Genomic DNA, 25,756 nt, shown 5'->3' with positions numbered 1-25,756 from the left:
CGACTAATAAACATATCCGTTGAGGCGTGAGGCCGCTCTTTTGCGCGAAAGAGAAGCTCGGAAGTCTCTGGAAGGGGCGCGAGGTAATAATAGCAAGGCGGTAGTGAGTCTCCGGGGATTCATTGTCCACGAGCGCTGGTATGCATCGTACCATTCTTCAGTTAAGACGCTTTTATGAGCCCTATTATCAGATGGATTCAGCGTGCATTCGTTTTCTTGATCGCTTCAGCGACGATGTGGCTGATTGCAACTCAGGTGTTCGAGCGAATTGATCAGCGCGTGCCGCTTTTCATCGCATTGCTGATCACGTACGTCGCTGCAGCCTACGTTATACTTCCAATCATTGTTCGTGTGAGTGCCGCACTTCTTCGAAGTAATCGAATCCCGAGAGTGACGCGTGCGTCTGACGGGCTCCCCGCAGATCCGGTCAACATTGTGCTCATTGGTTCCAAGGAGCAGTTGTTGAAAGCGTTCTCGACGATCGGCTGGAGTCCTGCCGACAGGCTCAGCCTTCGTTCTGCCATCCAGATGGCGACGTGCTTTGTTCTGGACCGACCTTACCCAACTGCCCCTTTCAGTTCCCTATTTCTTTTCGGGCGCAGGCAGGATGTCGGCTTCCAACAGTGTTTGGGAAACAGTCCGCGAAAAAGACACCACGTTCGTTTCTGGGCTGCAAATGCAGACCCGGAATTCGGTCCAGATGACGTCGCATTCTGGACACGCGGACCGCGGATCGACCCTTCAACTTCGCATATATGGGTTGGAGCCGGCACCAACGATACCGGCTTTGGTCTGCAATCCATGACATGGCAGATTTCTCACAAGGTGGATCGGGATGCCGATGCTGAGCGAGAGCATATCGTAGCCCAGCTTCTGAGGTCAGGTTGCATTGAAGAACATCATTTCATCGAGGCAGGCGGCCACGTCGCCACGCACTTCACAACCGACGGACGTATTTTTCACGCGCAACTGTCGGACATCGAATTGAGAGAGTAGCAGCGAGCCCCACAGTCGTGGATTGAAGACAAGGAAGCCGGTGCGGAAAACGCAGGTTTGACGCCCTCGTCGGGAGCGCGTCTGAAGTGTAGCCCCCGTGTTATCGTTTCCGGCTCTCAATCATCATAAGAACCGCTCCTATGAAAAACCCCGTCGCGCCGAGGAGGAGATGGACATTGGCGGTAACCGCGATCCAACCAGGTTCTGGGCCTCTTGGCACAAAGGCTATCACCCCAGCGGTAAGGAAGAAGACGCAGCCCAGCAGATTCGAGAAAGCAATCCACCAATCAGTGTTGCGCGGACTGTAGGAAAAGTAACCGTGACTGATTTCCATGAAAGCAAGATAGCCCGAAATCAGGAAAAGAACGGAGCCAATCACCCCAGGAAGCCAAATCGTCAGATCCTGCGAGTACCATCCGGGCAAGGGATGAATGGCATCAAACGTGTTGACGTTGAACGCAATTGTCCCGGCTAGCTGTGTGATCGTGCTCAGCCAGCCGAGGTTCACTGGTCGCCAACCGATAATGCGAACTCTTCCCCGAACGGTCCCGTCCAGAGGATCGTCCACGTCGGGCGCGTTTGCAGCCTGGAAATTCTGCATGAACGCGGCGGTGGTGAAAGGAATCGAACCCAAAAAAAACACGACCCCCACCTGCCAGGCAGCAAGCGGATTCGGCACCAGAGACAAAAGCGCTCCCAGAATGAAGAGCGCCGCGCCGCAGGCAAACACCAGCCCCATCCACCAATTGTAGGCTGGCTTTCTCCAAAATGGCACGATGGAGAAGTGCACAAGCCCTTTTCGGAGCTGGCGCGATTTCAGAACAACACGGTGTCCGTGGAGGATGATGCTTCTCCACGTCACGAAAGGCCAGGGGCCACGGCAATGCGTGCCCCCTGAGATCGCTTCATCTGATGAGTTGTTCATGGCTCATCCTGGCGGCGGTGCCGCGTTCTGCCTGGTCTACTAATGATGAAACCCTGAAAACTTCTCACTTCCAAGCGGTGTTTTCCTGGGGTGCGCTTCGAGATGTTCGATAGCCGACTTCATGTCCTGAATCAGAAGGGAACACAGGTCGAGGCTTACACCGTTTCGAACCAGAATGCGCTGGATTGCCTGATCCTGGCAATCAGCGGGAAGTGTATAGGCCGGGACCTGCCAACCGCGCACACGAAGCCTGTCAGCGAGGTCGAACAGCGTAAACCCGGGATCTACTCCCTCCTTGATTTTCCAAGAGACCGCCGGAATGCCCCTGGTTGGATCGCCGTCGAACACAATCTCGAACGGACCCATTTTTCCGATCTCTTGGGCCAGGTAAGTGGCGCTGTTGTAGCAGGCGCCATGCACCTTGGTGTAGCCTTCTCGGCCTAGGCGCAGGAAATTGTAGTACTGACAGATAATCTGACCGCCGGGGCGCGAAAAGTTCAAGGCGATATCGCGCATGTTGCCGCCCAGATAATTCACCCAGAAGATCATTTCTTCGGGCAGATCCTTTTCCTCGCGCCACATCACCCAGCCAACGCCGAGTGGGGACAGTCCGAATTTATGGCCCGAGGCATTGATGGAGCGGACGCGCGGCAGGCGAAAATCCCATTCCAGCTGCGGTGCGCAGAACGGCGCAAGAAAGCCGCCGCTGGCTCCGTCGACATGGATCGGAATATCGAGACCTTTCTCAGCCTGCAATTTGTCCAGGGCATCACTGACGGCTTTGACCGGCTCATACTCGCCGGTGAACGTGACGCCGAGTGTGGGGACCACCCCAATGGTATTTTCGTCACAGCGTTCGAGAACCTCTTCAGGCGTCATGAGCAGGCGCCCGTTCTCCATCGGTATCTCGCGATGCTCGATGTCCCAATATCGCGTAAACTTGTGCCAGCAAATCTGGACAGGCCCAGTGATGATGTTGGGCTTGTCCGTGGGAAGACCCTTGGCCTTGCGTTCTGCTTCCCACCGGCGCTTCATGGCCAAGCCACCCAGCATGGCCGCTTCACTCGAGCCCGTCGTCGAACAACCGGTCGCTTCTCCTTCCGGGGCGTTCCAGAGATCGGCAAGCATGCGCACGCAGCGCATTTCAATCTCCGCGGTCTGCGGATATTCGTCCTTGTCGATCATGTTCTTGTCGATGCAGTCATCCATCAGCTGATGGATTTCCGGCTCTTCCCAGGTCTGGCAGAAGGTGGCCAGGTTCTGGCGTGCATTGCCGTCGAGCATCAACTCATCGCGGAGTGCCGAATACACATGGCGCGGTTCGCGTTCGATCTTGGGAAAGTCCCGCTTGGGGAGGGCCTGTGCCAGATCACGGGCACCGTAGATTGCGTCCAGAGTATCGTTTCGATTCTTGCTCATGTCTCTCTCTATCTCGCAGCAGGGGGGCACTGCTGGTCCGGTGGTTTCGGGGTGGAGAATGAAATTCGCCGAGACTGCTCAACCCGCCTTGGCTTGCTGTAGGGCGCCGGTTCCTTCCAGGGGCAATTCATCTAGTTTTTCGATCGGAAGTATCAGAAGATCGGTTGATCCGGTCAAAGCGCCCACATCAATGTAGGTGTAGTTCAAGCTCCGATAGGTCCGGAGATAAAATCTTCGCCGCGCTAGGTCCGACAGGTTTGTCCAGCAGGTGAACTCCGTCGCGTAGTCCTCATTAGCAGCGCTCGAGAGGCCAGCAACTTCAAGGTGCCCGCCATCTTCACTCGGGTAGTCGATGGTTATTCCTCGCGGACGATCAAAATTGTTCATCACGTGGGCAAGCGTTTTGACCGCCATATCGGGCGTTTTTGCCTTCTCAGTGAACTGAGCATAGTAGGCGGCGCGCACGAAGCGGCCGACGGAGGTGTTTGATGCCGGTAGGCCAGCGGTAGCAATGCCTGAATCCGGCTGGACGGCCTTGTAATTTCCAAACGTGGCGCTTGATTTGTCGACATTCGAAAGGAAGGTGTAATTGTCCAGATTGGTCAGGTGCCAACTGAACTCGGGGCCATTTGTCATCACTCCGACGGGGTTGTCGTGGAGCTTCATTTCGCCCTGATTAAATTCAATGACGAGGCAGTCGCCCGTCGAGTCATGAACCACATAATGGAATGGCGACTCAACACCTCCCAAAAGTGCCAGAGGTTCCAGCAATACCGGCTGAGCCTCCAGTGCGTCCTTGACTTCGGCAACCGTGGCAAACTGAGACAGAGCCCACGAACCCAGATCGGAGGCGGAAAGGACGGCTTTCGTCGCGGCAACCGCTTCGTGTTTGCCGCCGGCGGCAGGATAGGAAAGCAGGCTGAAGGTGAGCCCTTTCTCATTCATGCCTTCAAGTGGTTTCAGGTCCTTGTATCCCAGAGGCGCTTCCTTTGTAGGCATTCGGCCGGGCATCGTTACTGCTATAAAGCCGTTCTTCCCAGTATATTTCAGGGTCGGATGACCATCACTATCCGAAGAAAAGGGTATGTCTTTCGGAAAATAAACGATTTGATACGGCAGATCGGATGTGAGTTCCAATGTTCTGCCAAAATACACATTCTCTGAGGCATCGTGATAAGCAAGGGACGTACACATATATTACCTTCCATTACAATCTGGTGGAACGATAAATCGGCTAGGATAATTGTATGTTAATGTGACGATTGATTGTAGCCTGCGAAAAAAAAATCAATCGTGCCGCTCCTTTTTCCATCAAGCTTCGGCTCAATTCGCAACCTTTGGTTGATTTAATCTTGGTTTGAGCGAGCGGAGCCTCTCCCGCAGGCTCTCAATACTTGTTCGGTATTGTTCGAGCTCCGCATTTGAAGCACGTTGGCGGCGGGGCTCGAAATAGGCCATTTCGAGCATGTCCTCAGCTCGTTCCAGATCCTGATAAGCGGTCATACTCGCGCTTAGCTTACCGTTTTGGTTTGAAGCGGGATCATGCAAGTTGCTCACGCTTGAGCGGGCCCGATCAATCAGAACGCGAACTTCGTTGACCACACTTTTCGGCCAGAACTGCGTAAAGATCAGATAGATCACAAAGATCCCCACGAGTATTCCGACAATCCGGTCGCTCGCCTGGGAAAATTCGAAGCTGGGGCCGAATCCGTTCAATGTGGTCAGAAGAAACGCCAGTGCGATCTGCACGCCCGCATAAGAGATTCGTTCACTGCCTGATGAGACCCAGGCTGCGGGCAGGATTCCAATAAAAACCAGCGCCATCAATCCACCAACCGAAGTGAGGTGGGGCATGACAAAGATGAGTGCCGCGGCACCCATCGCTGCTCCCACAAGGCAACCCACAATCCTCAGAGTGAGCTTCCGGACGGTTTCACCGGTTGTCCCAAGAGCTGCCACGTAGCAGGTGATCAATGCGGTGTGGATGCCGTCCCAGTCGATGCCGGTGTAAATCAGATAGCAGACGATTGCTGCGAGCGATGTCTTTAGTGCGTACCGCTGATGATCCACATTGGTGAAAGCGTCTGAAGCCAGAAGGCGCTGAGGTGCGATCTTCGGCGATGCGCCACCGTCGGCCCGCGACAATGCAGCGAGCGCGTTCACCAAGTCGCCCTTCGCACCCGAACTGGAGTGGTGTTCGATGAAGGCCAGGTCGACAGTTGGAATATTGCCAGCGGCGACTTCCTCCGCCAACTCGCACAGCGCCTTCGGTATATCGCGATCCTGTACTGCCGTGTGGCTGTCGGACGATCCAATCGTTGCCAGCATGATACTGTAGCTTGTCTCAAGCGCTCCGTTGAGCCAGACCGACTGGGCACGAGGCACCAGGTGAAGCAACTTCACCGTCATCATTTGCTGCAGGGATACGTCGTTTCCTTCGGCCAACAGCTTCTGCAACCGGGCATCGCATTCCCGGCCTTCAAGCACCGCAGCGCTGGTGCGCAGCCTCTCTACGATTTTTCTGCGAACCAGCTGGTGCGCCGGCAAACCGAGAACCAGATTGAAGAGGATCATGAGAAGCATCGGCATGCACGCCATCTTCCATGCTGCAAGAAGTCCCTCGTTCCCGATCTGGCCGACCGGAATATCCGTCACCAATGTCATTATGAAAGCAATGATGAGGCCGACGATAGCTGCCTGTTCTCCCAGTGGTGTTGTCGAACTGAGAAACAGAAAAACATATGAAGCCAGAAACATGATGGCCAGGCGCAAGGCAGGACTATCGATGCTGGCATTGATCACAGGGATCATGAGGACGACCACCAGTGTGGCGAGGAGGATAAGTCCGAACCCCATGAGACAATTTTGAACGGCATCCTCTTTCATGAGGAAGATGATCAGATAGCAGCTGATGGCTGCTTCCGGGATCTTGAACATCATCGACGCGGCCGTGACGAACGCACACAACAACGCGACGCGCCAAGTCAGCCCGAATCTGCCCGCGACCGGGCCGAGATCAGCCCATGCCTGAGAGAAAAGGCGCCCTGCCGGTGAACTAACAGTCGCCATCGGTGTGAACTATCGAGACCGCCGATGCTCCCACTCTCATCAGGTCTGCAGGAGGCTCTGATATCTGAATGCGAACCGGGAATCGCTGCTGGACCCGTACCCAGTCAAGAGACTTAGGAACGATGGGGAGCCCGGCTGGAAGTTTGATGAAATCCTTCGAAGATACACCCCAGCCGATGCTTTCGACCTTGCCTTTGAGGGGGCGTTTGCGGTCCGCCAGAGCATAAACGGTGGCGCAATCGCCGACAGTGATCGCTGGTAGCGTGGTTTCCGTGTAGTTGGCAGTGGCAAACCACTGATCGGTCTTGATCAGCGTAAACATGGTCTGTGCAGGCAGCACATACGCACCCGGCCCAACTGTAAGATCGACGATGCGACCGTCGCTCGGTGCGCGGATAACCGTATTTTTCAGTTCGTGTTCGGCAATGTTAAGCGCGGCGCGTCGCGCCCGGATAAGAGCTTCAGTGCCTTCCTCATCTCCAATCAATGCATTTGCTGCCTCAACCTGACGCAAGGCTTCATTGAGACTGACCTCTGCATCGCGTTTGATGGTTCTGGCGTCGTCGATCTGCTGCGCTGACACATAGCCCTTGGACTGCATCGGCAATAAGCGGTCTAGTGTTTGTGTGGCCAATTCCAGGTTTGCTTTGGCGCGTTCGACCTGTTCCGCCGCAATCTGCGCGTTGGCGCGTTCAGCCTGGATGTTGCGTGTTTGATCATTCGCGGCGGCCATGGCGATTTCTAGATCCGCTCGTGTCTGCTCGACGGCAAGCCGGTAAGCGGCGTCATCGAGTTCCACCAACAGATCCCCCTTCGAGACCAGGGAGTTCTCGCGAACATGCAGGGCCTTGATGCGGCCTGCAACACCGGCCGCAACTGAAACGGTTTCCGCATCCAGAGAGGCGTCGTCGGATAGCGGGTTCTTCGTACTCTCCGAATGGCTCCGGAGGGCCAATGCTCCAGCGCCAGCAATGATTGCCAGACTCACAATGGCTCCAACCACAGGGATAAGGCGACGATACGGGAGGGATTTCATTGTCTTACCGCCCAAATACCAGAAGAGAAACCAGATACGTAATGCCGAGCGCCATGCTCATATAAACCGGCACGCGCCATCGCAGAATGTCGTCGAGGCCAATCAACACAAAGACCAGACGCAGCAAGACAGTGAGAACGACACCCACAAAAAGGCTGAGCAGCCAAAACGGGAAGAAGCTCCCAAACAAGGGGACCGAAGGCGCTGCCGCCAGAGCAGGGGAGGTACCCGCGATGATTGCGGCTACTGCACTCTTCCAAGTCACACGTCTGGTGATCTGAAAGTCGGATGGTTTTGGCACGTTAACCCCTTTTTGCGACTCGACGTTTTCGAGAGAACGGATTGCTAGAAATGGCGCAGTGCCGGTGAGCACCTCTCGGTTGCTTAGAATCGATAGGTGATGCCCAGAACCGGGCCGCTCATAGTCGCGTCAAAAACATGCCCGTCATCCTCGTAGTCGACTTCGAGGTGCTTGTAGCCTGCTGATAGGGACAGGTGATCCGTCAACGTATAGTTGGCTGTGGCCAGAACCGACCAAGTGGACTTTGCGCCAGCGCCGAAACCCCCGATATCAGCCTGTGCCTGGACAGACAGTTTGTCGGTAAGGTTCAGAAACGCGCGCGCGCCAACAATGGGGTCGACCCAGTTGAAGCTTTCGCCGTAGCGTAACGTACGCCTTAGACCACCGACCTGAACGTCCAAATCAACATCGTTCGAAATATGCCAGAAACGCACACCACCAAGCATATCGAGCGTGAATTCGGGCGTCTCGATGACGCGGTAGCCTGCCTGCAATGTGGAAGTGAACTGTTTCGTGTCGATCGACGCGCCAAGCCGGACAGATAGCGGAGGGCGAGGGATTGAGCCCTGAACGACTTTGCTGTCGGTTGTCGACACGTACATCATGTCTGCCGAAAACACGAAACGCTCGTAGCGCCCCCAAAGATTTACAAACCCGGCGAAGTCGAGATCGTCGATGACGTCTGAGAACGACTTTTTGATTCCTATGGTCGGACCGTGGCGGAACGGAGATATGTGACCGTCAAGGCCGGTCGCCCATACATAGGGAGAAATCTGAAGCGCCCATGGCCGATCCTGCTCGGGCCCAAGTTCAGGCGTGGTGGAAATATCCGAGGCAGAGACCCCGGTGGTTGTTGCAATGCCACAAGCCAACGCGAGGATGGTCAATCGCATGTGCATTTTATGCCCCCAATGTATTCTTGTGAATGCGCCCGCTTTTAAGAACAAGCTTTATGTATGTGGCCGGGTCAGCGATGAGATTGATGTCGTCGAGCGGATTTCCGTCGATAAGAAGGACATCTGCGTATGCTTCAGTCTCGATCACCCCAAGTTTGCCTGCATAAGGGTTGCGAGGGCCTGACATTTCCAGCAACTCCGCATTGCCGCTGGTCAACATTCGCAGCACATCTACGTTGTCATACCAGCGCGCAAACTTGGCCAGCTGTTTGCCTTGCGTTGCTGTGGCCTTGGGATTGAACAGTATGTCGGTTCCCAGCGCCATCTTGATGTTGAACTTCTTGCCTAGTTCGACGGCTCGAACCGTGCCCTCTGCAATCATCTTTTGCTGCTCACGCTGCTCGGCGCTCGGATAGACGTTCGCGTCCTCGTCGGCGAGGAAAGGTTGAATCGACCACCAGGCGCCGGTATCGGCCATCTGCCTTGCGGCCTCTTCATCAGCCAGTTGCCCATGCTCGATCGATCGCACACCGCCGGCCAGAGCCCGCTTTATTCCCTTGGCCGTATAGACATGCGCGCAGACATAGGTGCCCCAGTCTGTAGCGGCTGCCACCGCCATGCGGATCTCTTCTTCGGTGAACTGCAGACCATCGATCGGATCGTAGGAGGACGCGACGCCGCCTCCAGTCATTATCTTGATCTGGCTCGCCCCTAGCATAAGCTGTTCTCGAACCCTCCGCAGGACTTCCGGAACGCCGTCGGCAATCGCTGAAATGCCCGCCTCTTCAGCATGGCTCAGGTTGGTTTGCGCCGAACGGGGCAATTCGTAGAGGGGACGGAAGTCCCCATGCCCGGACGTCTGCGAGACCATGGCACCGCTAGGATAGATCCTCGGGCCGGGAATTCGATTCTCATCGATGGCGCGCTTGATTGAAAACGATGGGCCGCCCGTGTCACGGACCGTGGTGAAGCCGCGAAGCACGGTGCGCTCGGCTTCCTCAGCTGCAACCAGATGAACATACGGAACCTGTGCTGTCAGTGCAGTCATTTGTGAAATGCCTGCCAGGATTGTGTGCCAATGCGCATCGATCATTCCGGGCATCAATGTGCGTCCGCCGCAGTCGATGATCTCGGCGTCGCCTACGGTTTCACTTTCTCCAGGCAGTCCCGCAATCCGGTCGCCGATAATCAGTACGCTCTTCCCATCGATCAGCTTCGCCGATCTGCCATCAAAGATTCGCACATTCTTCAGAAGAATTGGTCTCGGAGGCTCCTGAGCGAAAGCGGGCGAAACCATCCCGAGGGCCGGCGCAGCCAGGGATGCAGCAATACCGCGCAACACTGACCGGCGAGAAAGTCCTTTTTCCATCCGATCGAGCAAATTCAGCGCTTCGGGGCTGTGGCATGCGCAGTTCAGCCCGTGAACGAGGTGCTGATACTTTTTCCCGATACGAAATCGCATTGATAATGCTCCATTGGATCTGAACGGCGCTGCCGGGTTCGATGAAAAATTAACGGATTGCCGTTTGAGGAGAGTTTCTGGATGTCATGTTTCCAAGTGAGAACGCAAGCGTGGAGGCCGCGATAAGGGAAGCAGCATGGGCCTCTGCCTTTGCCTGTTTTGCATCGAGAAGACCACTGTCCGCGGCAATCACATCCGTGATTGGCACCACCCCGTTTTTGAACGCGTCAAAAGAGGCGTCATAGGTAACACCTGCAGCCTCGACCAATTCATTGGCTGCGCTGTACGATGCGAGCGCTGAGCGGAGTGTATCGGAGGCGATGACGATCTCTCGTATTGCAGCGCTGCGGGTTTGTTCGTGCGCGGCTTCCGCAGCGCGCACGCCCGCTTCGGCTTGACGGCGCTGATTTGTTCTAAGGCCACCATCATAAATCGGCACCGTGGCTCCAACCAATATGCCAGTTGAAGTGTTCTGCAAGCCAAGGCCAGGCAGATTGCCGGTCTGGATGCTCCCGCTGTTGGCGGAAGCCATAGCGCCCAGATATACCTTGGGCATGAAGGCGGCATCTGTCGCCCTCACATTCGCTTCGCTGGCCTTGATCGCTGCGTAGCTGGCCAATACGTCTGGACGTTGAGCAAGAGCGGCCTTAACAAGTTCTTCTGTTGGCAGAGCACGAGGCCGCGGCAATCGTCGCGCCGACTCGTCCGATATCTTTATGTTGGTGGTTGCGGGAAGACCAACCGAACCAATCAAATCGTGATAGGCGTCCCGCAACGCATCCTCCGCCTGCACCAACCGAAAGCGCGACTGGGCGACGAGCTGTTTGGCCTGGGCTGTTTCAATCGAGGTGCCTACACCGTTTTTGTATCGAGTGTTGGCGACGTCCATCAGGCGACGACTGTTTGCAAGTGTCTGCTGTGCGATGGCGAGATTGTTCTTCGTTGCGCCATACTGATAGTAGGCGCGACTGATATTGTAGATAAGGACCTGGTGCGAGCCGTTGAAATTTATGTTGGCCGCATGAGCATTCTGTTCGGCGGCGGTGCGCCACGCCTGACGCTCGCCAAAATCGAATATCAGCCACTGCAGCGCAATGTTTGGCACGACACCATTGATGGTTGTGCCGACATGGTCGGTTCCGCCTGTCAGTTTGGGGACAGGTGTGACAACCCTCTGTTGACCGGCAATGATGTTGGCTGTGATTACGGGAAGAAAGGTTGCCTCTACCATGCCCACGGCAGCTGCGGCCTGGCGTGCCTGTTCCCATGCAACGCGAGTCGCGGGGTTTAAGCGCTGACCGATGTCGATTAATTCAGGCAGGCTGTAGGCATAGCCGTGTTTGATATGGTCCGTCGAAAAGGCTGTGGCTTTCTCGGTAAGCTCTGACACAGAGCTCGCGGCCTCCTGATCGGGAGGTATAGAATAATCGCCGTTTTTGCCGCCAACACTGTAAGATTGTTCGGGTGTATCGGCTTCCGGCTCAATGTATTCCGACACGCATGCCGATGTCAGGATGCAGATGGTATGGATCAGAGTTAGAGTGAAAATTCTGGAACCAATATTCTTCCGAGAAAGCGACAAACCAAACCCCATTCCAGCCGCAAGGCAGACTTTCACTCAAAAACACCATCCAAAGTTACACGACAATTCCAACGCCAATAAAACAAAAAAGTGCGAAGTTGGAACGGATGATGCGCATCTGAGCCTATTGCTGTTGTTTCGCGAACATTAGTCGGCGTCAAGAGGGCTTTGTGTCTTTGGCTAAACAACGTATTGCCTGCATCGACAGTGTCATTAACGATCAAATCTCAGGCGGTATGTATGGGCTGGATTTGCTGGAGATCATTCGCGCAATTTCTGTGAAAAGGTCGGCAAACTACGTCGAGACGGTTTCCACCACATCGCAGCAATGCTTCCATCGAGATATTGTCAGCGTTGATAACCAAATGGCAGAACCCTTGAGAGGCTGCTCGGACCTGCGGTGGGTGGAAGAATAAGGAAATGACGCGAAATCAAATTTGGACCTTTCTAGCTCCTGTCGTGGCACTCGGATTCGCCCTGTTCATCGAGCATCTGGAACACGACGCGGTGTCTGGCGTCCTGTTAATGTTGGCTGCGCCGCTTCTGTTGTTGGCTGTGTTCTCGGCCGTGCACCATGCAGAACTCGTTTCCCACAAGATCGGCCAGCCGTTCGGCTCAATTCTTCTGGCTTTGGCGGTCACGGTCATTGAAGTTTCATTGATCGTATCCGTGCTGATCGCGGACCCGAGCGGGGATAGCCCCGTCGCACGTGACACCGTATTTGCTGCGATCATGATCGTGCTGAACGGAATTGTAGGTCTCTGCCTTTTGGTGGGTGGCATCCGGTATCATGAACAAGGGTTTCAAGGGAGAGGCGCCACCGCAGCTCTGGGTGTGCTGGGGACGCTGGCCGTGCTCGGTCTGGTCCTGCCGAATTTCACCGTTGAAAGGCCCGGGCCCGTTTACGCGCCGGCGCAGCTGGTATTTGTCGCGATCGTTTCGCTCAGTCTTTATGCGCTGTTTTTGTTCGTTCAGATGTTCAAGCACAAGGACGACTTCCTTGATGCTTCAAGCGCCAGCTCTCAGGAACACGCAGGCCATGCTGAACCGGTGCCTGCCAGAACGGTGGCCTTATCTGCCATTATGCTCCCGGTAGCGCTTGTGGCTGTGGTGATGCTGGCTGAAACTCTGGCAGCCCCGGTCGACGCCAAGATTGAAGCGGCGGGTCTTCCGGATGCGCTGCTGGGTGTGGTGATTGCGTTGATGGTGTTGTTGCCGGAGGGCGTTGCGTCGATTCGTGCCGCCATGCAAAACCATATTCAAACCAGCCTCAATCTTGCTCTCGGTTCGGCGCTCGCCAGTCTCTGCCTCACGATCCCCACGGTTGCAGTGATCTCGGTGATGCAGGGCAAAACCCTGATCTTGGGGCTCGCGGCAGAGCATATGGTTCTTCTGCTCCTGACATTGTTCATGAGCACGTTGTCCCTTGCCACGGGGCGCACCACAATGATGCAGGGGGGAATTCATCTCGTGATCTTCGCTGCCTTCATAGCGATTTCGATCCTGCCCTGATCGGCAGCAAACATACTTTGATGTCTGAGGAGAACGGTATGGCTGGATGTATACTCCCGCTCGCCAGCAAAAGAATTTGGCGCCGTATCGTCGCGGCTCTGATCTGCGCATTCATCGTCTGCAGCGGTGCGGCCCCAGCTTTTGCGCAGCAACCGCCGCTGAGAGTGGCAGTGCACGAGAACCCTCCCTTCGTGGTCGAGGAGAAGGGGCACTATTCCGGAATGGCGATTGAGCTTTGGGAGATGTTCGCCAAGGAATTGGGTCTGAAATTCAATTATTTACCCTATGAGACAGTGCGCGAGATGGTCGATGCCACCGCGAAGGGTGAGGTCGACGTTGCTGTCACCAATCTAACCATCACCGAGGCACGCGCTCAGAGAATTGAATTCACGCAGCCCTGGTTCGATTCCGGTCTGCGCATCATGGTTCATGACGATTCTTCGGGAAGTTTCTGGGATTTGCTGCGCGGTTTGCGGGACTCGGGTTTTCTGGGAGCCTATGCCTGGTTGGGTTTTGTCATACTGTTGGCAACGGTCGGCTATACGATGTTCGACAGGCATTTCGACAGGGATTTTCCCAAACGGTGGAGAGATGGTCTGGCCGAGAGCTTCTACTCGGTGATGACCATTGCAACTTCCGGAAAGCCTGCCCCACGTCGAAATCTCTTCGGCTGGTATGGGCGTGTTTGGCAGGGTGTCTGGTTGGTTTTCGGGGTGCTTGTGGTGGCTTTCGTGACATCATCGGTTACCAGTGTCATGACGACACTTTCGCTTCGAGGAGACATACACAATGTCGGTGATCTGTCAGGACGGATTGTCGGTGTCACCGAGGGAAGCACTGCAGAGGACGTTGCGCGCGCAGCCCGGCTGGCAGTCGTTCCATTCCCCAATATCCGCAAATCGGCTGACGCTCTCCTGGCTGGCCGGATCGATGCGGTTGTCGGCGACAAGCCCGTTCTGGAATACTTCGCCTACAAGAATCCCGAAAAGGCATTCTCGGTCGTCGGACCATTGTTCAATCCAGACAAGTATGGGTTCGGATTGCCGCCTCAAAGTCCCTTGAGGAAACCGCTGACAGTTGAAGTCGTTGGCGCTCATGAAGATGGAATGATCCATCGGCTCTACATCAAATACTTTGGGGGAGATAATTAGCCTTAGACAGAGAACATTCCATGTTTTCTTTCTAAATTAGATATAATTGATCCTATTTTGCGATTGAAGAATGGCTTGTTGTTCGTTTTCTCAAGGTCTTCGTTGCCTTGCTGTCCTGTTAATGTCCTTCGCCTTTTCGGCGTGCGCCAATCACGATGCATTGCTTTCAAGCCAGGAATCGAACGGCTCGGCAGACGCGGTAGAAGCTCTCGCCACCCATAAAATTTTCCTCGCAACCACGCGGGCGAAGAGTGCTGAACCTGGCGAGATTTTCTCTGGAAGACGAAGCCTGAACCGGCGGGGCGAGAATGTATCCTTTGCCCGTGTAGACGTTTCCGTTCCCAAAGCACACCGATCAGGACGAGTGGAACGTGTCTCCAGCCAGAAAGCTGCTGATGCAAGGCGGCATTTTTCGGTACAGCGTGCGGATTTATACGCGCAGCCCATGGATTTCGAGAATGCCCTTCGGGCGAGAATTCAGAGCAACAACGGACGGGCGCTGGTGTTTGTCCACGGTTACAACACCGGTTTCACCGGTGCGGTGTATCGCTCAGCTCAGATCTTCCATGATGCCGGGTACAACGGCACACCGATCCTTTTCTCCTGGCCGTCTGCGGAGCGAACACTTGACTATGTCTATGACTATAACAGTGCGACTGCGGCCCGTGATGCGCTTGAGGACACGTTGCGATTGATCTCACGCGCTGGGGCAAAGCGAATTGACATTGTCGCTCACTCAATGGGTAGCTGGATCGCCATGGAAGCGCTTCGCCAACTGGCCATCTCAGGGGACCGTGACCTCGGGGGCAAGCTGGCCGATGTCATTCTGGCGTCGCCTGATCTCGATGTTGATGTGTTCAAGACACAGATGAGGCGCTATGGGGTGCCAAGCAAGACCTTCCTCGTCTTGACGGCCAGCAACGACCGGGCTCTCAATCTTTCTGGTTTCATCGCCGGCAATCAAACTCGCCTGGGTGCCTATAACGAAGTCAGTTCCCTCACGGCATTGGGGGTAACAGTGGTTGACGTCAGCAAAGTCAAGGCAGGGGGCTGGCTCAACCACACGAAGTTTGCGGAGAACCCGCTTCTCGTCCGCCTGTTGGGTGAGCGTCTTTCATTCGAAGGCAAATTGGACGGAGTCACTCAGGGCGAGCTTTCCAGCCGATTGGAAGATCTGGTGCAGAATCTCGGCAGTACTGTTGGAACTGCGGCCGAGATCATCATCACAACCCCGCTCACCGTTGTCGATCTGGTTGCTGGAAAGTGACGGAACCTGTGAAGCTCCCGGAAGAGTGCCTGCGGCCCATCGCGTTTTGCCGGCCCGTGTCGTTTGGAGACCCGCGGTAAGGCTGGACGAGGAGAGAGAGCGCATGAAGAAATGCACTTCACGCGCTGATGATCCATTCAATGGAGCGGGTGGCTCATTTATAGAGTTCGCTGATTGAAGCGGTTTCATTGTCTCCATGGCCCGCAGCCACATAGTCTGCGTATCTCTCCTTGGCGAGCTGGACGATTGGCAGCGCGAGGCCGAGACGTTTGATTTCCGCTTCCACATTCTTGAGGTCTTTGGCCATTTGCGAGGCTTTGCTCGCGACAGGCACAAAGTCCTGCGCGTCAATCTTCGGATAGGCATATCGCAGCAGAGCGCTGTCTGCATGTCCGCCTGCTAGGCACTGCGGAAGCCTGTCCGCGGCGAGCCCGCTCTGAGTGGCCAGTCTGTGCACTTCCGCCATGAGAACATATCCGACGCCACAGATCGCCTGATTGATAACCTTGGCGGTCTGGCCCGCGCCCACCGGTCCCATCAATGTGGTGCGACCTGCATAGGCATCCATGAAGGGCGCCGCGCGCGCCAGCGCGTCCGGCTCGCCGCCCGCCATGATGGTCAGCTTGCCTTCGCGGGCATAACCGGGTCCTCCGGACACCGGAGCGTCGACCCAATCTGCGCCACAGGTGCTTTTCAGTTTCTCGGCGCGCGCCTGTGTCGGCACAGGCAGACCGGTGGAATGATCCACGATGAGATGTGATGGGTTCGCCGCTTCGGCAATGCCACCCTGTCCAAAGACCACATCATCCACCGCACGGTCATCGAGCACGCACAGAAATATGATGCCGGCCTGTTCCGCAACCGCGCGGGGATTCTCGGCGATCAAGACATCGCTCAACTGATCATACGCTTCGGGTTCACGGTTCCACACCACCAGGCGATGTCCGGCCTGCTGGAGCTTCTGCACCATGGGCAGGCCCATCATCCCCAGACCCACAAATCCGATCAGCGCTTTTTCCTGCCGCCCAGCCATCTGGCATCCTCCCTCAGAATTTTCTGGATAATTTATAATTACAGATTATAGTGATCACATCAATCACCTCGAAGTGTAAGTTTTGCCCCATGAATCAATCCATTCGCCCCATGATCGTGACCCTCGGTGACCGATACGGCATCGGACCCGAGATCGTGGCACGTACATTTACAGACAAGGGCGCTCCGGTGGAGGGAGGAATTGTCATCCTGGGGGATTGGGACGTGTTTCGTGATGCCGCGGCCCGGTGTGGCGGAAGCCGCGAACTCCCGCGCATCTCTCGCTTGTCGGAGTGTTGCGCAGATGGCGTGCGGTTTCTGGATCTACCGTTCGATGCACCGGTCGGACCGTTGGGGAAAGTGTCACGGGAAGCCGGAGCGGAATCACTGGCTGTTCTGGACTGGCTGACCGAAGCTGCGCGCAAGCGAGAGATTGCTGGCGCGGTTTACGGCCCGCTGAACAAGCAGGCGATGCGCGATGCGGGCCATCCAAGTGGTGATGAGCTCGAATACATCATGAAGAACATGCCCCAATGCGCGGATGCCGGGGAAATCAACGCACTGGAAGGGATGTGGACGGCACGCGTGACCAGTCACATTCCGCTGCGCGACGTGGCCGATGCAATCTCAGCCGATGGTATCCGCCGTGCTGCGAAGTTGCTGGCCAACACGATGATCGCGGCTGGTATTCAGGCACCGAAAATCTGTGCCGCCGGTCTCAATCCACATGCCGGGGAGCAGGGCGTGTTCGGACGCGAGGAGATTGACGTGATCGCACCAGCGATCGCCGCCATGCGGGAGGATGGCTTCGATATCATCGGACCAATTCCGGCGGACACCGTATTCGCCCAGGCCAGGGCGCAGGGCGCCAATGGCATTTTGACCATGTATCACGACCAGGGGCAGATCGCCCTGAAATTGATTGGGCTTGGCCGATCCGTGACCCTCATAGGCGGGCTGGCCGTACCGTTCGCCACACCGGGCCACGGAACGGCTTTCGATATTGTGGGACAGGGGGTGGCGCGGCTGGACGGCCTGCGCGAGGCGCTTGCCCTGTGTCGCAAGATCTCCCGCAATGTGACCTGATAGTCAGGCGCGTTCCGGGGAACACATAAGGGAGGAAGCAAGAATGAACGCAAAACTGAATGGTTTGAAGACGCTGACATCTGTTTTGGCTTTGAGCTTGACGGGAATGGTCGCCACGCCTGTGGCGACCGCCGAGGCACAGAGCGGCCTTTCCGGGGAAGCGCGGTACAGTTGGTGGGGCGGTCCGTCTCGAAATGAGAAAACCTACGATGTGATTGAGCTGTTCGAGAGCGAGAATCCGGGCGTCAGCATCGTGCGGGAGCCTTCGGACTGGAGCGGATATTGGCAGAAAGTGAATGTTCAGGCCGCAGGCAGCAACCTACCCTGTATCATTCAGATGCAGAACCGCTGGCTCGCAAATTACGACGATCCCTCAATCCTGCTTCCGCTGGACGACCTCGTCGCTTCCGGCAAACTGGATCTCACCGGTATTCCCAAACCACTGATCGATTCCGGCCGTGGTGAGGACGGGAAGCTTTATATGGTGCCGACGGGCGTGTTCTTCTACGTGATGTTGATGAACCAATCTCTTGCAGAATCAACCGGCATTACGCCCTTTGACTCTGACAGCGTGACGTGGGAGGAGTTCAAGACATGGCTCTTGGCGGTGAACGAGAAGCTGCCTGACGGGGTGGATGCCGCCGGTGGAATGCCCGTCTCGCCGGAGGCATTTATTGCCTATGTCCAGTCCCATGGGCAGAAGGTCTTTAGCGAGGGCGGTGTCGGATTTGACGAAGCCATCGTGACCGATTGGTTCAACTATTGGGAAGAACTGCGCAAGGCAGGCGCTGCTCAGGACGCTGATCGCCTCGTTGAAGAACGCAGCGATCTGATCGAAGAGTCCGGCATCGCCAATGGCCGCCTCGTGGTGCAGCCGCGTCCGGCGAACCGCCTCGACGCACACCAGGCTGTGCTCGACACCGCCGCGCCCGGCAGCAATCTTGATATCGCCCTTTACCCTCTTGGCCCGGATGGCGCCGGCGAGGATGTCGGTATCAACGGCATCTCGATTGCGGCTGGCTGCGAAGCGGGCGCACGCGACATCGCGGTCGCCTATACGAACTTCTTCCTGCAGGACGAACGCGCCGCCAATATCTATTCTTCGGACAATGGCGTCGTTGCCGTCGATCGTTTCCAGGAAGCCCAATACAAGATGCCCGATGCGACCGATGGTCAGAAAGAGCAGATCGAGGCACTACGTGTTGTGTCGAAGCGGGCCAAGGGTGTCTTCTACCCCACCGGCGCCTATCAGGCTTTGAAGGATTCTCTGCAGTCCGCCTATGAGCGTGTCGCTTTCGGGCGTTCGACCCCCGAGGAAGCTGCTGCGAACATGATCAACGAAATCAATCGCAACATGAAGTGAGACCGGTTCGGGCGCGCCACGGCGTGCCCGATACCCCTTCCCGACGCTCGAGGTAAGCATGAAGGATCAGCACGCCAGATCCCGGCGCAAGCGCCACAGGCTGACGCCACAACAAAGCGAAAGCCGTGCGGCTTACATGTTTCTGATGCCCTGGTTCATCGGTCTGGTCCTTATAACGATTGGACCGGTCATCGCATCGCTTTATCTGTCGTTTACCCGGTACAATCTGTTTTCGGCCCCGCAATGGGTGGGATTTGAGAATTACATCGATCTTCTGTTCTGGGATCAGGTGTTCCACGATTCCGTGATCGCCACCGCGATATATGTTCTTTGCTCCGTGCCCCTGATCCTGATCGCGTCGCTCCTTGTGGCGGCCGTACTCAATCAGGGGCTGTCGGGCTTGGCGATCTATCGCTCGCTCTTCTACATCCCTTCCCTGATCGGCAGCAGCGTGGCCATTGGTTTTCTGTGGCTTCAGGTTTTCGGTGACGAAGGTATCTTCAACGATTTTCTGGGCTGGTTCGGCATTGCCGGCAAGAGTTGGGTCTCCGATCCATCCACGGCGCCAGCGACACTGGTTGCGCTGAATGTCTGGACCTTCGGAGCCTCGATGGTGATCTTCCTTGCAGGGTTGCGGCAAATTCCTGCATCTTACTACGAAGCAGCGAAGATGGACGGGGCCAGCAGCATCGCGATCTTCCGCCGCATCACCTTGCCCTTGTTATCGCCGATCATCTTTTTCAATCTGATCCTGCTCACCATCCAGTCCTTCCAGGGTTTCACGCAGGCATGGATCCTTTCGCGCGGCACAGGAGGCCCTGCGAACTCCCTGATGCTTTACACCGTCTACCTCTACAAGCAGGCGTTCGAACAGCTCAACATGGGTGCTGCAACCGCCATGGCCTGGTTGCTCTTGCTGGTCATCGCACTGATCACCGGGGCCTTGTTCTGGTCGGCCAGGTATTGGGTCTTCTATGGAGATGACAAACAATGAGCCAAGTCAGACGCCTTGCCATGCATATGGGCCTTGTCGTGGCTCTGTGCGCGATGCTTTACCCCGTGGCCTGGATGATTTCCTCCTCGTTCAAACCGGAGGCAATGATATTCTCCTCGCCGGGTTTGATCCCAGAAGCCGTCAGCCTCGAGAACTACAGGAATGGCTGGTTCTCGCAGCGTGATGCGACCTTCGGCCTGTTTCTGGCAAACTCGTTCATCGTGTGCGGATTTGCCATCATCGGGAACCTGTTTGGCGCATCTTTGGCCGGCTATGCATTTGCCCGGCTGAAGTTTCCGCTGAAACGGCTCTGGTTCGCGATCATGCTCGGATCGATCATGCTGCCGATCCACGCGCAACTCGTGCCGCAATATCTGCTGTTTCTGAAACTGGGCTGGGTGAACACCTACCTGCCGCTGATCGTTCCCAAATTTTTGGCGACCGACGCGTTTTTCGTGTTCCTCATGGTGCAGTTCATGCGCACACTTCCGGCCGAACTGGAGCAGGCAGCAGAGATTGACGGGGCGACATTCTGGCAACGCTACTGGCGCATTGTTCTGCCCCTGTCGCTGCCCGCGCTCGTGACGACGGCCGTGTTCACGTTCATCTTCACCTACAACGATTTTCTCTCGCAGCTGATCTATCTGCAAGAGTTGAAGCACAAGACCGTGCCTCTTGGTCTCGCATTGTTTCTGGATGCGGGCGGCGGGTCGTCTTCATTCGGCGGGCTGATGTCGATGTCGGTGCTCTCGATAGGGCCGGTTCTGGGATTCTTCCTTGCATCACAACGGTTTCTCACGCGGGGCATCGCCACGCAGGGTTTGAAATAACATTCGGAAAGCAGGGCCAATGGGCGATCTGAAACTTGAAAGACTGGGTAAGGCCTACGGCACGTTTCATGCGGTGAAGGACCTGAGCATTGACGTAGCCGACGGTGAGTTTCTCGTACTTGTCGGACCTTCAGGCTGTGGCAAGTCAACAGCGCTACGCATGATCGCGGGGCTGGAAGACATCACCAGTGGCACGCTTCGCATCGGCGGCGAGGTGATGAATGAGGTGCGTTCGAAGGACCGCGACATAGCGATGGTATTCCAGAACTACGCGCTCTATCCCCATATGACCGTGTACGATAACATCGCATTTTCGTTGCAGATTCAGAAATACGACAAGGCCGAGACCGATCGGCGTGTGAAGGATGCCGCGCGCGTTCTGCAGCTGGAGGATCACCTGAAAAGGCGGCCCGGTCAGCTCTCGGGCGGCCAGCGCCAGCGCGTGGCGATGGGGCGGGCGATTGTACGCCGTCCCGCCGTCTTCCTCATGGATGAGCCGCTTTCCAATCTCGATGCTAAATTGCGGGTGCAGATGCGCGCCGAGATTGCCGCTCTCCAGGATCGGCTGGGCGTTACCACGATATATGTCACGCATGATCAGATCGAAGCCATGACCATGGGGGATCGAGTCGCGGTCATGAAGGATGGTGAGCTGCAGCAGATCGGATCACCTGATGAAATCTACAACCGTCCGGCCAACACTTTTGTCGCGACTTTCATGGGGTCGCCCGCGATGGCGCTGCTCTTCGCCGATTTTGCTCTGGAAGGTGCGGGTGCAATGCTCAGGATCGGCAATCAGGAGCTGCGCATCGATGGGCAGATATTGGAAAAGCGTCCGGATCTGCAAGGTTATGACGGCCGTCGATTGATCATTGGCATTCGTCCCGAACACATGGGAGATCCGGCGATGTCGACTGCGGCGCAAACCATCGAGGGAGATGTGTTTTTGCGTGAATCCCTCGGGTCGGACATCATGGTGCATTTTCAGATCGATGGAGAGGCGGCTCCGGTCGTATCGCCCGATACTTTGGAATCGCTGCCTGATGACAATTCGCAAATGCGCGCCACCTGCATTGCACGCTTCGACCCGCGCAGTGATGTGACTGTACCCGGCAGACGGACGATTGCGGTGGACGTTTCCGCACTGCATTTCTTCGACGCGGCGACCGGCGAAGCAATCTGGGGCGATGCGTGAATTCCGGCGTAAAAGCTTGTAAATCAGTGCTACTCTGGATATCTGGGCCGAAATCAGCATCGGGGTCTCCAACTTGAAAGCGCGCAAAATCGTTCGCCGTTCCCTGCATGAAGAAATTCTCGAGCAGATTCGAGAGATGATTGTCGAGGGGCGATGGGGGCCTCGCGAGATCCTGCCTGAGATGCAGCTGACCGAAGAGCTGGGTGTGTCCAGAACGCCGCTGCGTGAGGCGCTCAAGGTCTTGTCTGCCGAAGGTCTGCTGGAGGTGCGGCCAAGGTCCGGGGCGCAAATCCGTGTGCTTTCGCCCGAGGAGACGCGCGCCCTGTTTGAAGCCGCTGGCATGATTGAATCCTCATCGGCCCGGCTCGCCGTCGATCGGGCCACTCCTGCGCAGATTGCCAGGATTGAGGAATTGCACCGGAAAATGCTCGTGGCGTACGAGAAAGGCAGGCGGGCCGATTACTTCGATCTCAACCAGCGCATTCACATGGCGATTGTCGGGGCCGCCGGAAACGACGTGCTGTCGGAGCTTCATGCGGGTCTGCTGATGCGCATGCGGCGCGTGAGATTTGCCTGTACGAACCGGGCGGAGGACTGGGACCTCGCCATCGAGGAACACGCCGACATGCTGAAGGCGCTGAAGGATAAAAACGCCGATCAGTTGGCATCCCAGCTGGATCACCATATGGAAAAAGGCTGGCAGCGGGTACGAGATTTTGTCCGCGACGAATACGAGCAATCGCAGAATTCGGCAGTCGGATCGTCAGCGCTCGAGTGATGCCTCTCCGATGTTCAGACCATATGTGGATGCAGCGCAGCCTGAAAAAAGGCTGATGACGTCCTCACGCGGCAAGTCGTGGACCGCGCGCTTGTAGGCAGAAAACATCGCCTCGAAAGTGATGCACAGCCGATCAACCGGGAAGTTGCTCGCAAACATGGCGCGACCGGGGCCGAAGATCGTGATCAGTTCGCGCAGGATGTGGATGTTCTGCTCTTCTGGCCAGATGCCGGGAGCCAGCCCTATGCCTGAGAGCTTCACGACCGTGTTCTCAAGGTCCGCAAAACGGACGATTGCCGCGCGCCAGGCCGCCAGATCTTCGTCGCTGCGCTGAGCGGGCAATCCGCAATGGTTCAGGATGATTCTGGTTTCAGGAAAGTCGCGCGCCAGATCGGCTGCAGCGTCCAGGTGCCACCACGGGGTCTGCAATTCGAAATGCAGCGATGTGGCTGCCAGTCTGGCATATCCATCGCGCCACTTCGGGTCGTCCATGGAGCCGGCCGCTCCTCGCCGAGCTTCCTCTCTTGGAAGGGCCTTTGGCTTGTGGCGAACAGAGCGCACCAGAGGACGCCGGGCAAGCTCTTTGAGCTGATCGTCCAGGTCGTCGCCATCCAGCCAGATCTGCGCTGCCGCTGCCCGGGGCGCCACTTCCCCCAGAGAGGCAAGCCAGTCGATTTCCGCGCAGGCCATGCCATGTCGCGGTTCGGCCTCCATGTGGATATCCGCGACGATCCGATGGGCGCCATGATCGCGCCGGTAATCCTCCGGCAGATAGCTTTTTCGGATCGCACCATAATCGCCATATCGGAATGCCAGCCAGGGCGGTGATTGCAGCCACGGATAGGTCACCGGACCGCTCAGGTCCCAGTAGTGATGATGGGCGTCGACTATCGCCAGATCATCCAGGAAACGTACCGTTTGGGGATCGATCACACGGGTCAAGACGGGACCAGTTCCAGCATCATTCCCCAGTCGAGCGCGGGATCAGGGCTCTCGGGCAGTTGGATCAGGGCGCTTTTCTCCACGATCAGCTCGATGGGGTCGGGCAACCACTCCCCGGACCTTGGATCGAACCAGGTGGCGCGGTAGCGGTCGAACTGTTTGGTCAGCCCGCGCATATAGGTTTCGGTCGCGCAGTTCGCTTCAAAATACAGAAGGAACCATGATCTGTCTTTTGCACCGGCGCAATAACTCCACCCTTCATAGCCCATGGGGTTGGCTGTCCTGTTGGGAATGATGTGTTCGGCCTCCGGCAAGAGCTCGCGATAGGCCGTTCCCTTGACCATGGCGAAGGTCTTGAGGTGCCTGACCGTCTCGGCGGATGAGAATCTAAACCCTTCCCACATCATGACCTTGGTTCCCGGTTCGACGGAAGCCTGCCAGATCCCCTCGCACCCGTAGAAATATCCGGCATAGCCGCCGGATAGAAGGCTGCCATACATGCCCGAGCGGACATACATGTCGTCTTCGGGGGTGTTGCCGGGCTTGCCATAGGGATAGGGCAGGCTCAGGCCCTCAAGGCCCGAATAATATGGCTCGCCGTTCAAGGCGGGAAGCGTAGGCTCGTGGTGATAGATCTCGGTCAGGTACCAATAGGTATAGTGCTCTCTCGAGTTTCCACTTTGATGCATGTCGATCCAGCGACACTCGTCCGCTCCGCCAAAATTCACCAATGAGGACGGGCGCGAATTTGCTGACAGGATCGTGCCGAAGGGAGGCTTGCCCCACCGGTCAATCACCAGATTGCAAGGCGCGTTGTATTCACGGCTGGGAATGGTGTTCTCGTACAGGTCGTAGTGGATCGGGCTGAAGATCGCATTGTGCGCCTGATAGCGGCAGAACACATAGTGGATGAAGCGGGCATAGCTTTCTGGAAAGTCGTGATGCTTCTTCCACATGGGACCCGTGTCGCGGCGCGCCACCTCGATGAAGGGCACGATTCCCATCTCGAACAGGATATCCATCTTCTTGTCGAGGGTCTTGAAGTATTCCGGGTTCACCCGGTCATAATCGGGCACCACATCCTCGAACCCAGGGACTTTACCGGGAAACAGAAATGGCCGCTCTCCATTGTCGTCGTGCATGGACTTGGCGAACCCTTCCGGGGTGGGCCAAGTGTGCCGCACGCAATCGCCATCCGCATCAAAGAGGTTGTGGGGTTTGCCATCCTCGTTCCAGCATGGCTGGGCAGCAATCAGTCCGACGGCGTTGAACCCCTGCTCCTTGCGAAAACGGATGTAATCCACGATCGAAGCGCCGGGTCCGAGATCTCGCGGCGTGTTGTCCTTCGGCAGCGGAAATCGAAAGCTTGGAACAGCCCACCAGGTGTCGGCGATCATGAAAAAGGGCGTGCCATCGGCATATTCCAGGCCCCTTTTGTCCGTTGTGGCGCGGATCATGCCGCGCCGGTTGGGGTTCTCGGCCAGGGCCTCGGCGCTTTGGCCATTGGCGATGAATGTGCCTTTCAGACCCTCAATTGCCCTGTCTCCGGTCGAGGACCCTGCTCGCCATGACCAGGTGCCCGGCCGCGGGGCGCACAGGCGGACGACGAATTCGACGCCACCATTCCAGAAGCCATAGACCCTGCGCGAGAACCCCGGCCCTGTCAGGTCAACCCACACTTCTGCATCGCGATAGGGATCAGCGGGTGGAGACGCCATCTGGAACACCAGCTCATGGGGTTCCCAAACAGGGATCCTCGGGGTCGAAGAAAGGTCGATGGATGCAGTCACAAAAAGGCCTCATGTAATACGATTTCTGTAATTACTAATTATAGACTTGACCTCTGTCAACGTACGGGCTTTCTTGAAGTGATCAAAGGCGGCTTGCTTGTGGGTGCATACTCTCGCTCCAGAGTGGCAG

Annotated in this window: 22 protein-coding genes; 10 read left to right on the top strand and 12 right to left on the bottom strand. The window is 56.5% G+C overall.

Going from position 1 to position 25,756, the window contains the following annotated elements; translation table 11 throughout:
- Nucleotides 1–174: 174 nt before the first annotated feature.
- Nucleotides 175–996 carry an LssY C-terminal domain-containing protein gene (locus KW403_RS07445; RefSeq protein WP_223022081.1) on the top strand — a complete coding sequence of 274 codons (822 nt, stop codon included), beginning with the start codon at nt 175–177 and terminating at the stop codon, nt 994–996.
- A 100-nt stretch (nt 997–1,096) separates the two neighbouring features.
- Here the strand turns inward: KW403_RS07445 and KW403_RS07440 are convergent, their stop codons facing one another.
- From KW403_RS07440 to KW403_RS07400, 9 genes are all read right to left on the bottom strand, one after another.
- The gene (locus tag KW403_RS07440) at nt 1,097–1,735 is read right to left on the bottom strand and encodes a hypothetical protein (protein WP_246637921.1); all 639 of its coding nucleotides are present in this window, start codon (nt 1,733–1,735) and stop codon (nt 1,097–1,099) included.
- A 225-nt stretch (nt 1,736–1,960) separates the two neighbouring features.
- Entirely contained in the window at nt 1,961–3,340 is a 1,380-nt protein-coding gene (gene gad / locus KW403_RS07435; protein WP_223022079.1) for a glutamate decarboxylase, read from the bottom strand.
- Nucleotides 3,341–3,418: 78 nt separating this feature from the next.
- Entirely contained in the window at nt 3,419–4,534 is a 1,116-nt protein-coding gene (locus KW403_RS07430; protein ID WP_223022078.1) for a linear amide C-N hydrolase, read from the bottom strand.
- A gap of 129 nt (nt 4,535–4,663) precedes the next feature.
- Complete coding sequence (locus KW403_RS07425) at nt 4,664–6,280, bottom strand: FUSC family protein (protein ID WP_223022077.1); 1,617 nt, start codon at nt 6,278–6,280, stop codon at nt 4,664–4,666.
- Between the two features lie 115 nt (nt 6,281–6,395).
- Nucleotides 6,396–7,445, bottom strand: coding sequence for a multidrug transporter subunit MdtN (mdtN, locus tag KW403_RS07420; protein ID WP_223022076.1), 1,050 nt, complete (start codon nt 7,443–7,445; stop codon nt 6,396–6,398).
- A gap of 4 nt (nt 7,446–7,449) precedes the next feature.
- A complete protein-coding gene (locus KW403_RS07415; RefSeq protein WP_246637920.1) occupies nt 7,450–7,818 on the bottom strand; it encodes a YtcA family lipoprotein in 369 nt (122 codons plus the stop codon).
- An 11-nt stretch (nt 7,819–7,829) separates the two neighbouring features.
- Complete coding sequence (locus KW403_RS07410; protein WP_246637919.1) at nt 7,830–8,639, bottom strand: hypothetical protein; 810 nt, start codon at nt 8,637–8,639, stop codon at nt 7,830–7,832.
- 7 nt (nt 8,640–8,646) lie between these two features.
- Complete coding sequence (locus KW403_RS07405; RefSeq protein WP_223022075.1) at nt 8,647–10,104, bottom strand: metal-dependent hydrolase family protein; 1,458 nt, start codon at nt 10,102–10,104, stop codon at nt 8,647–8,649.
- Nucleotides 10,105–10,153: 49 nt separating this feature from the next.
- Complete coding sequence (locus tag KW403_RS07400; RefSeq protein WP_223022074.1) at nt 10,154–11,722, bottom strand: TolC family protein; 1,569 nt, start codon at nt 11,720–11,722, stop codon at nt 10,154–10,156.
- A gap of 384 nt (nt 11,723–12,106) precedes the next feature.
- Here KW403_RS07400 and KW403_RS07395 point away from each other — a divergent pair, with 384 nt between their 5' ends.
- The 3 genes from KW403_RS07395 to KW403_RS07385 all read left to right on the top strand — a co-directional run bounded on the left by KW403_RS07395 (nt 12,107) and on the right by KW403_RS07385 (nt 15,616).
- Nucleotides 12,107–13,198, top strand: coding sequence for a calcium:cation antiporter (locus tag KW403_RS07395; protein ID WP_223022073.1), 1,092 nt, complete (start codon nt 12,107–12,109; stop codon nt 13,196–13,198).
- Nucleotides 13,199–13,236: 38 nt separating this feature from the next.
- Complete coding sequence (locus KW403_RS07390) at nt 13,237–14,349, top strand: transporter substrate-binding domain-containing protein (RefSeq protein ID WP_223022072.1); 1,113 nt, start codon at nt 13,237–13,239, stop codon at nt 14,347–14,349.
- Nucleotides 14,350–14,794: 445 nt separating this feature from the next.
- On the top strand, nt 14,795–15,616 hold the full coding sequence (locus KW403_RS07385; RefSeq protein ID WP_246637918.1) for an alpha/beta hydrolase: 822 nt from the start codon (nt 14,795–14,797) through the stop codon (nt 15,614–15,616).
- 154 nt (nt 15,617–15,770) lie between these two features.
- On the opposite strand, the gene KW403_RS07380 is transcribed toward KW403_RS07385, so the two are convergent.
- The gene (locus tag KW403_RS07380) at nt 15,771–16,649 is read right to left on the bottom strand and encodes an NAD(P)-dependent oxidoreductase (RefSeq protein ID WP_223022070.1); all 879 of its coding nucleotides are present in this window, start codon (nt 16,647–16,649) and stop codon (nt 15,771–15,773) included.
- A gap of 89 nt (nt 16,650–16,738) precedes the next feature.
- Here KW403_RS07380 and KW403_RS07375 point away from each other — a divergent pair, with 89 nt between their 5' ends.
- The 6 genes from KW403_RS07375 to KW403_RS07350 all read left to right on the top strand — a co-directional run bounded on the left by KW403_RS07375 (nt 16,739) and on the right by KW403_RS07350 (nt 22,894).
- A complete protein-coding gene (locus KW403_RS07375; protein WP_223022069.1) occupies nt 16,739–17,734 on the top strand; it encodes a PdxA family dehydrogenase in 996 nt (331 codons plus the stop codon).
- Between the two features lie 43 nt (nt 17,735–17,777).
- The gene (locus KW403_RS07370) at nt 17,778–19,097 is read left to right on the top strand and encodes an ABC transporter substrate-binding protein (RefSeq protein WP_223022068.1); all 1,320 of its coding nucleotides are present in this window, start codon (nt 17,778–17,780) and stop codon (nt 19,095–19,097) included.
- Between the two features lie 58 nt (nt 19,098–19,155).
- Nucleotides 19,156–20,091 carry a carbohydrate ABC transporter permease gene (locus KW403_RS07365; RefSeq protein WP_223022067.1) on the top strand — a complete coding sequence of 312 codons (936 nt, stop codon included), beginning with the start codon at nt 19,156–19,158 and terminating at the stop codon, nt 20,089–20,091.
- Nucleotides 20,088–20,921: a carbohydrate ABC transporter permease gene (locus KW403_RS07360; RefSeq protein WP_223022066.1), complete on the top strand. Its 834-nt coding sequence runs from the start codon at nt 20,088–20,090 to the stop codon at nt 20,919–20,921. The genes KW403_RS07365 and KW403_RS07360 overlap by 4 nt, the downstream gene beginning before the upstream one ends.
- 19 nt (nt 20,922–20,940) lie before the next feature.
- On the top strand, nt 20,941–22,116 hold the full coding sequence (locus tag KW403_RS07355) for an ABC transporter ATP-binding protein (protein ID WP_223022065.1): 1,176 nt from the start codon (nt 20,941–20,943) through the stop codon (nt 22,114–22,116).
- Between the two features lie 73 nt (nt 22,117–22,189).
- Nucleotides 22,190–22,894 carry a GntR family transcriptional regulator gene (locus tag KW403_RS07350; RefSeq protein WP_223022064.1) on the top strand — a complete coding sequence of 235 codons (705 nt, stop codon included), beginning with the start codon at nt 22,190–22,192 and terminating at the stop codon, nt 22,892–22,894.
- On the opposite strand, the gene KW403_RS07345 is transcribed toward KW403_RS07350, so the two are convergent.
- Together KW403_RS07345 and KW403_RS07340 are read right to left on the bottom strand one after the other, a co-directional pair.
- Nucleotides 22,880–23,827, bottom strand: coding sequence for an amidohydrolase family protein (locus KW403_RS07345; protein ID WP_246637956.1), 948 nt, complete (start codon nt 23,825–23,827; stop codon nt 22,880–22,882). The two genes, KW403_RS07350 and KW403_RS07345, sit on opposite strands and share 15 nt — an antisense overlap.
- A gap of 5 nt (nt 23,828–23,832) precedes the next feature.
- Nucleotides 23,833–25,626, bottom strand: coding sequence for a glycoside hydrolase family 140 protein (locus tag KW403_RS07340; protein WP_378597029.1), 1,794 nt, complete (start codon nt 25,624–25,626; stop codon nt 23,833–23,835).
- Nucleotides 25,627–25,756: the final 130 nt, after the last annotated feature.

The sequence above is a fragment of the Nitratireductor kimnyeongensis genome, assembly GCF_019891395.1.
Lineage (GTDB): Bacteria > Pseudomonadota > Alphaproteobacteria > Rhizobiales > Rhizobiaceae > Nitratireductor > Nitratireductor kimnyeongensis.
Note: the sequence above shows the minus strand (reverse complement) of the source record. Positions and strands in the feature narration are given on the sequence as shown.